The organism is Allomesorhizobium camelthorni (assembly GCF_011045125.1).
Taxonomy (GTDB): Bacteria; Pseudomonadota; Alphaproteobacteria; order Rhizobiales; family Rhizobiaceae; genus Allomesorhizobium; species Allomesorhizobium camelthorni.
Window position 1 is genome coordinate 1 of the sequence record NZ_JAAKZF010000142.1, and the last position, 8,068, is coordinate 8,068.

Annotated in this window: 5 protein-coding genes; all 5 read right to left on the reverse strand. The window is 58.3% G+C overall.

All coding sequences use genetic code 11. From position 1 onward, the window contains the following. Positions 1-540: 540 nt before the first annotated feature. A complete protein-coding gene (locus G6N73_RS33470; RefSeq protein ID WP_165034202.1) occupies positions 541-2,106 on the reverse strand; it encodes an adenylate/guanylate cyclase domain-containing protein in 1,566 nt (521 codons plus the stop codon). A 25-nt stretch (positions 2,107-2,131) separates the two neighbouring features. Continuing rightward, complete coding sequence (locus G6N73_RS33475; RefSeq protein ID WP_165034203.1) at positions 2,132-2,503, reverse strand: response regulator; 372 nt, start codon at positions 2,501-2,503, stop codon at positions 2,132-2,134. Between the two features lie 54 nt (positions 2,504-2,557). Continuing rightward, entirely contained in the window at positions 2,558-5,290 is a 2,733-nt protein-coding gene (locus G6N73_RS33480) for a response regulator (protein ID WP_165034204.1), read from the reverse strand. Continuing rightward, the gene (locus G6N73_RS33485) at positions 5,287-6,048 is read right to left on the reverse strand and encodes a c-type heme family protein (RefSeq protein WP_165034206.1); all 762 of its coding nucleotides are present in this window, start codon (positions 6,046-6,048) and stop codon (positions 5,287-5,289) included. Before G6N73_RS33485 ends, G6N73_RS33480 begins: the two co-directional genes overlap by 4 nt. A 1,597-nt stretch (positions 6,049-7,645) precedes the next feature. Continuing rightward, positions 7,646-7,969 (reverse strand): DUF6894 family protein, encoded by a 324-nt coding sequence (locus tag G6N73_RS38915; RefSeq protein ID WP_425484186.1) that lies wholly within the window; start codon positions 7,967-7,969, stop codon positions 7,646-7,648. Positions 7,970-8,068: the final 99 nt, after the last annotated feature.

Below are 8,068 nucleotides of genomic sequence, written 5' to 3' on the forward strand. Positions count from 1 at the left end.
GGTCAGGTCGACCAAGGCCGGCCACCAGGAAGCACTTGCTGGCGTCGCGGCGGCTGCTGATAAAGCGTTGCAGCGGTTGCGCATTTTACTGGACGCACACTTGGCTGCCGACGGTGTGCTTTTTGACTCGCGTGCGTGGATCATCACCGCTCATCGGGCGAGCTAATAGCCATGGGTGGTCTGCGCAATTGCCGACTTTTCCTGCTTTTCTCCAGAGCCGACTTCATCCTGCCACTGGAGACGACCCGTGAGCTGGCGTTGGGCATACACTGGTCAGGCTACCCAGACGACACCTTGCCAGGCCCCAATACCAGCACTGTCCGCCGTGAAACTCGCGAGACGGATCGCTAGAGAGAAACATCAATCCGGACTAGCAGCCGCGGAGCTCAGCCCTACCTGGCGCGCGTCCTGAAGGCCTCGCGGATCGCGCCAGCCATGGCGGGTAGTAATAGCCTCTCAACGCCGGTGCCGTAAGCTACTCGCTTGCGCGGTGTTGCAAGCCCAGTGTCGCTCTGCGGAATACCCTGAGGAAATCAGACATCAGTGTCGAACGAGATAGGTTTCCATCTTCCCGACGCCTCTCAGTTCCACAGTGCAGCGCGGTTCTAGCTCCCAAGAGGCGTGCAGAGCGCGTCTGGTTGCTTCCGAGATTTGCATGCGGTCGGCTACGCCTTGGGACTCGAGCCGGCTTGCGATGTTCACGGTTTCGCCCCACACATCATAGACGAACCGATGTCGGCCGATCAGACCGGCGATCACCGGTCCGGTGTGTACGCCGATGCGGACACGAAAACTATCGCTGCCCGACGCCAAGAGCCTCAACGAGTCCAGCATGGATTTTCCCAGCGCCACGATCCTGTCGGCGTGATCGGCCGCCGGCTCCGGAAGACCACAAGCGGCCATATACGCGTCTCCGATTGTCTTGATCTTCTCCACGGAATGTTTCTCCGCCAGCGCGTCGAACATGCTGAACATCCGGTCGAGGCGCTTGATAAGGTCGGATGCCGGCAATTTCGCTGCGATAGGCGAGAAACCGACAATATCGGCAAAAAGGATGGTCACTTCCTCGAACCGGTCCGCAATGATCTCCTCGCCCCCTTGCAGCCGCGCAACGATTTGACCGGGCAGGACGGCATGAAGAAGCGAGTCGGCCCGCCGCTTTTCCGCCTCGATCCGCTGAAGATACTGGTGCTCGCGATCGCGCCAACGCTTCTTCTCCAGACTGGAGTTGATCCGGGCGCGCAGCAGGACCGGATTGAAAGGTTTAAGCAAGTAGTCGTCGGCTCCCGCCTCGATGCAGCGGACCACGGCGTCGACTTCGTTCAGTCCCGATATCATAATGACCGGGATGTGCCGCCACCGGTGCTCAGCTTTCAATCGCGAGAGCACCTCGATGCCGTTCATATCCGGCATCAGTATGTCCAACAGAACAAGGTCGAATTCGTATTCCGCAAGGCGGGTCAGCGCGGACAGGCCTGACTCGGCAGTGACTATCTGATGACCGTCGTGCAGCAAGCGGCGCGAGAGAAGATCGCGGTTACTGCCGATGTCGTCGACGACAAGTATTCTACCGTTGCGTCCTGAGAATGCATCGCGCTCCGTCTTGCCCAGCGCCCTTTCGAGCCCTGCTGCATCGATCTCTGCCTGATCCGTCGTCCACAGCCCTTCGTTGTCGCTGGCGCGCGATAGGCCGGCAATTGCATCGACATGCGCCAACAGCTCGGCCGCAGCCGCGAGCATCACCCTGACATCTTCGTCCAATGCGTGTTCGTGCAATTCTTCGGCTTCTTCAAGGATCATTTCGGAGTAGCCGATAATCGCGTTGAGTGGTGTTCGCAAATCGTGACGCAGTTTCGCCTCGATCTCGCGCCCTGCATGGTCCGGATAGTCGGCTTTGCCATGGATCAAGCTGTCGATGAGGCTGTTCAATTGCCGGGCAGCGGCGCCGACCCTCTCAAGATCTGGTGTGATGTGCACCAGACCGTGGTTCTGCACCTGTTCTAGCAGCAGTTCCTGAATTCCCGAGATTGCCCGTGCCGGTCCAGCAAGCCGCTGCGCCAGATGGGCGGCTATTGCGTGGCGTTGGAACTCGTTCTTGGCAGTCATGTCTCCAATCCGCCGACTCGGCGGCTCACGGATTTGCGGCAAGCAATTGTTCGATTTTCTGGACAAGCCTCGGCAGATCCACCGGCTTGCTGTCGTAGTCATCGCAGCCGGCCTCAAGCGCCAATTCCCGATCGCTGGTCATAGCATGCGCAGAAAGCGCGATTATAGGGATCCTGGAGGTGGCCGGATCAGCCTTGATCCGCCGTGTCGCCTCCCATCCGTCCATCACGGGCAGGCTCATATCCATAAGGATCAGATCCGGTCTTTCCGAAATGGTGAGTTCCACGCCCGATTGTCCGTTTTCCGCAATAAGCACTTCGAAACCACGCCGCGACAACCGCCGCGAGAGCATGTCGCGATTCATCTCGTTGTCTTCAACCAGAAGGATCCTCGTCATCTTCGACCTCCTCTAACCATGGGGCAGCTCAACCATCGGCGATACCGGGCCAACCTAATCGGGCGCGGAAATCTGGCGTTCGAGGGCCTTGACCAATTGAGACCTGCTGTTTGTGCCCTTGGTCACAACGGCAACCGCCCTGTCGCGCAGCCATTTGAGCTCGTCCGTCGACAAATCCTTCGAGGTAACAACTACGACCGGAATATTCTGCAGTTCTGGCGTCTGCTGCATCTCGTTCAATGTCTGGAACCCATCCATTTCTGGCATCAGCAGATCCAGCACGACCAGACGCGGCAACAATCGTTTCATCAGCCCGAGGCCGCGCACGCCGTCGCTTGCCTCGTGAACCCGCCATTCCTTCTTGATCAGGATACGCCGAAGGAAATCGCGGGAGGCTTGGTCGTCATCAATAACAAGCACATCGCGGTTGCCACCGCCGCAAGCCTCTATTGTTTGAATCAGCTTCTCGGTATCGATCGGCTTCGTCAGGTATTCGACCGCCCCGAGGGAGAGGCCGAGTTCGCGATCTGCAAGTATCGTCGCAAGGATCACAGGAATCTCGCAGAGCTCCTTATCGCTCTTCAGCGAGCGCAGCACTGACCAGCCGTCCTGATGAGGCATGATGATGTCGAGAATGATTGCCGCGGGACGATGCGCTCGAGCAGCGGCTATTCCTTCCTCTCCGCTTGCTGCTTCGATCGACGCCAGTCCCGCCTCCGCCAAGGCCCTAGCAATGACAGTTCGCGCAGCGGGTTCGTCATCTATGATCAAAACCGCCTTGCTCGGCGGCAGCGACGGCACCGGTTCGGTGGGGTGTTGCTCGCCAGGTTCTTTTTTGAACTCGGCTGGAATCTCCATTATGAAGGTCGAGCCTTTTCCAAGTTCACTCTCGACCGTTACAACGCCTCCGATCATTCGGCAGAAACTCCGGGTTATGCTGAGGCCCAACCCAGTTCCGCCATAGTTGCGAGTGGTGGATGCGTCCGCCTGAGTGAAAGCGTCGAAGAGCCGCTCCTGCTGCTCCGGGGTCATCCCGATCCCGGTGTCGGACGCTTTGAACATCAGCCAATCGCCGTCCGGTCGTTTGTCGCGACGCAGCGTGAGTGTGACACGACCCCCTTCGGTGAACTTGGCGGCGTTGCTGAGCAAGTTGAAGAGGTTCTGACGCAGCTTCGTCTGGTCCGAATGCATTTTCCCGAGGTCGCCCTCGAGGTCCAACACGAAACTGTTTCGGTTTTTCGCCATCAGAGGCGCGACTGTGGCTTGGACATCGCGCATCAAATCGGCGACATTGAACGTTTCCAAAAAAATTTCCATCTTGTTCGCCTCGATCTTCGACAAATCGAGGATGTCATTGATGAGCGCCAGTAGATGGCGACCGGCTGCGGCGATCTTCTCCAGTTCCGGGACGAACGCCTCCATTTGCTGGTCGCTGGCATCTTCGATCAGCATCTCGCTGTAGCCAATAATCGCGTTCAGCGGCGTGCGCAGTTCGTGGCTGACGGACGCGACGAAGCGGCTCTTGGCTTCATTTGTCGATTCAGCATGGCTCTTGGCCCGCTCGAGTTCGTCCTGTCTCCGCTTCAATTCCGTGATGTCGGTGTACACGGCGACGGCGCCGCCGTCAGGCGTTCTTCGCCTGCTTACGCGAACCCATCGGTCGCCGAAGCGATCCTCACCGACGAAGCCCGCCGAATCCTTGTGGATGTGGAGCCTCTCGGCAATCCAATCCTCCGGCGACGCGCCCTCAAGGGCGACTTGCCCGCTTGCCAAGCGTCGCCTCAGGATATCCTGAAAGCTTTGTCCAGGAAGAGAAGCTCGCGAATGGTCGGGGAAAAATTCGCAAAACTTGCTGTTGGCCAGGATGACCCTGTCCTGCGGATCGAACAGGACAAATCCGTCAGAAATTGCCTCAAGCGCAGCTGCAATCGTCCGTCTTTGCCGCTCCGCCTCGTCCTCCAGTTGTTTCTTCTCAATCGCGCCCGCCCGAAAAAGCCGAAGCGTCCGCGCCATCGCGCCGAGTTCGTCGCCTCCCTCCATCGGTATTTCGATATCGTAGCGTCCTTCCGTCAGTTCGCCGATGGCCCGGTTCAGCCGCCGCAACGGGCCAACGATCGAGCGAAGAACGAGGATGGTGAGAACTGACCCAATCAACAGCAAGATGGCCACCAGAATGGCGGCGGCAGTCGCCGTTTTCTGGGCTTGCCTTACGGCCTCGTTGCGAGCAGCTTCGGCCTCGGCGCTCACTTGCTCGACAAGTTTGTTAAGGGCGGCATCGACATTTGTGCTGTGAGTTCGCGCCTCGGCCAGGAGAGCGTTTCCAATGATGCGGTTGTCCTGAGTATAGCTGTCCGCCGCCTCCAGCGCCGTTTTGACGTAGGCGCCGATCTCAATACGGATTTCCCTCACTGCATCGGGGGATGATTTCGCAAGGCTGTCCAGTTGGTCCAGCAGCCGCCCACGCGCCTGCTCGGCGTTGCGCTGGGAGTTCATCAGCAAGCTGACCGACAAATCGGTGAGCCAGTATCGCAATTCGCCGAAGGTCACGTGCGTCGCAGCAGCGGTCGCCGCGAGGTCGAACAATGCCTTGGTGTCTGCGGTGCGGTCGGCACTGCGATAAAGCGCCTGCGTGAGAAGGATGGAAGATACGATGAGGCTGATGAGGCCGGCCGCCGTCAGCGCAGCTACACGGACGGCGATCGGCAGACCGGCAAGGCGACGTCCAAGGGATTTCGTCGGGGCCGGTATGGCTTCCACCTCGTGGGGTGAGTGTTCAAGAGCGCTCATTTGAACAAGACGATGCTGATAGCGCCCCCCAGATCGCCCGCTTTTCCGCCCTCCTTTGGATATCCGGTCACATCGATCTCGCCCTTCGGCTCGCCGTGGCAGGAAAGGCACGAGTCCGTATAGTATTCGGGCAGCAGCATTCGAAATGCCGGGCGCCCGTCCACCTCGGTTACCTCCGTATAGGCCTCTCCCTTTGCTCTCTTCGGGTCTGAAAAGACGCTTACGATGATGCTGGCTTCCCAAGCGTCGGGAAGCGATTTACGGTTGCGCACGAGTTGCTCGGGCGCAGTCACACGCACGAGAGCTTCGTTGCCGACCTTGGCGGCGAATTTCTCATTCAACAGACGCGCGAAAACGGCCGGCACGAAGCCCTTGAACCCGATCCCAGCGCGGTTGATGTCATCTTGCTGCTCGTCCACCACCTCCCGCATAGCCCCAATCTGGGCCTCAAGCAGACGCCGGTCGCGATTGGCCAATTCGCCGGAAAACGGGGCCTGGCCGGTGTTTTTTGAGTAAACGGCAATGACCTCGCTCGCAAACCGCTCGCTGTCGAGGTGCTTGTCGCCAAGTGCGGGATCGTTGATTAGTGTCTGATAGTTGGAGACAACGCTTCGCCCCGCGCGAAGCAATTCCGCAAGGCGGATTCCCATCGCGACATCTTCAGTAACTCCCGCTCCTATGGCAGCCGGTGCGAGGAACGCGCAACCGAGAAAGGTTGCAGCAATGCTTCTCCGCGTCAAGGTTGACAGGGCTGACATCTTCGTTCCCCTGGAAGGAAACCAAAAAACCAGTATAGCACGATGGAGGCCGATGGCGTAGAGACAACCGTCTATGCGCAAGCGATATTAGAGCGCATGCTCATAAGCCGTATACTTCACAGAACAAACGTTTGTAGAAGAAATCGTTTGTTGCGGGCTCTCACGTTATTGGCTCGCATAAGTTGCATTCCACTTTGATCATTTGATCGACCATTGCCACCTAAATGGAAGGAGGGCTATGTTACGAAAAGCAATCAGCATTTCGACCTTCACAGGAACGATTACCGTTTGCTGCCACCGCAGTGCGCCCCAGCCCGAGGAGAAATGCTCAGCATCGGGACGGGCCAGTAGTGATACAACCAGTCCTTCGCGCGCTGAGTACCGCCCGTGCCGTTCCGTCAATTCGAACAAATGATGGAGGAATGGCTTCGATGTGGACGAATTTTCATTTTGTCACGGTTGGCCCATTCGCGGATGGTTCCGCCTTCGCGCCGAGCGAAAAGCTATGTGGACGTCAACGGACGGGCTGAGCCGGTCACCGGATGACATTCTAAGCGACATCCGTATCCCACACGACGAAATCACGTGCATCAAGTGCGCTTTTCACGGCGACCGAGATCCGAGTTCCGGATCGGGAATGGGATACGGCCCTTGATTTGATCGGCCCACAATTTCTGCCGAGTGCATGCCAAAGTCTCACTGCCCCGGAGGCGATCCGAACTGATCCCGAGTTGATCGCGGCACTGCCCGATCTTTACCTACTCGCAGGTTGTGATTCAGTGGGTCGTCGTTCCGCGACTGGCAACAATGACAGCTTACATGCCCCTGTGCGGACGTTGTAGCGCGACGCCAGGAAGGTCGTTAACGCGTCAATTTTTCCGGTTCCCCGAACAGGAAGATTGCGCGAGGAGCCGACCTTTATGGACATTGTGCATAACGGCGGGAATCCGCCCCACCCCCAAGGCTGATACCGCTATCGGCAATTGCCCCAGCTTGTCGAAATTCAAGTTCAAATTGGTCTTCGTTCTCAGCGGGCGGGAGGAGGTTCGGTAACGCCCATCATGCTGCCGCCTCCACGTCTTCTTCGGTGGGATAGAGCACTGCCAGTGCATTGTGCAACCCGACCCCACCCCCGATGCGGGCTGGCACGAAGCTATAAGCAGCGAAGGCCGTCGGATCGCGAATGCAGCCAGGGGCGAGGCATTCGCTGACTGCTACAGCACAGCGAATCCGACCGCGAGCCCCAAAATCGAGGCGGCAAGAATTATTTCGGTGAAATTTATCGACATGGATTCCTCCTCCCCCTGTCCCAGGAGACATTGGAGGCGCAGCCCTGTCCAATCACCTTTGGATAGCTCATTAGAATCTGGCGTGTTGCCGCAAAGAGAGCATGACAAAAAAGGCCGGCGTCCAAGTTTTGGGGACTGACGCCGGCCTTGTCTGCCATATGCGGCGTATGGCAATGGTACAGACTGTACGGCACCGAGGCGCTGGTTGCAGCTTGGCCAATCGGATAGGGCGGAACCTTCGGAGGTGACTTGCAGCCCGCGAAAAAGCTGCTCCGGCCCGCTACGAGAGGCTGAAATGTGCCGACTGATCAGCGAAGAATTTCCGCCCTGAAGCTTATACGAAAGAGCGGTCCATCCTGATCGTGCACGTCCACCTGCAAGGCTGTCCCGGTCTCCAGTTCATCATTGAACTCTCGGATAAATTCCTCCCAGGCGCCGGTCGCTCCTAACCACGCCGCTGTTCGGTCCGGGAGCTCGACACCTTCTGTGTCATCCATCGATGATCCGTCATGGGTAACGTGAAGAAATAGCGCGGCATCGACGGCGCCTTGTTCCTCGGAAAGGAAAAAGTGTCCATCGCTGCGCCTGCCTCGCCATATAGGCGTCCTTCGCAAAGGATTTTCTCTCGACATAAAGGGCCGGCGTCCAAGTGGAGTTTCGACGAGGAGGGGACGGACGCCGGCCTTTGACCATACGAGGGGATATGGCAACGATCAGAGTATAGGGCTGCG

Coding starts and splice junctions, on each gene's coding strand:
- G6N73_RS33470 (WP_165034202.1), bottom strand. CDS start 2,106: ATGACTGCCAAGAACGAGTTCCAACGCCACGCAATAGCCGCCCATCTG.
- G6N73_RS33475 (WP_165034203.1), bottom strand. CDS start 2,503: ATGACGAGGATCCTTCTGGTTGAAGACAACGAGATGAATCGCGACATG.
- G6N73_RS33480 (WP_165034204.1), bottom strand. CDS start 5,290: ATGAGCGCTCTTGAACACTCACCCCACGAGGTGGAAGCCATACCGGCC.
- G6N73_RS33485 (WP_165034206.1), bottom strand. CDS start 6,048: ATGTCAGCCCTGTCAACCTTGACGCGGAGAAGCATTGCTGCAACCTTT.
- G6N73_RS38915 (WP_425484186.1), bottom strand. CDS start 7,969: ATGTCGAGAGAAAATCCTTTGCGAAGGACGCCTATATGGCGAGGCAGG.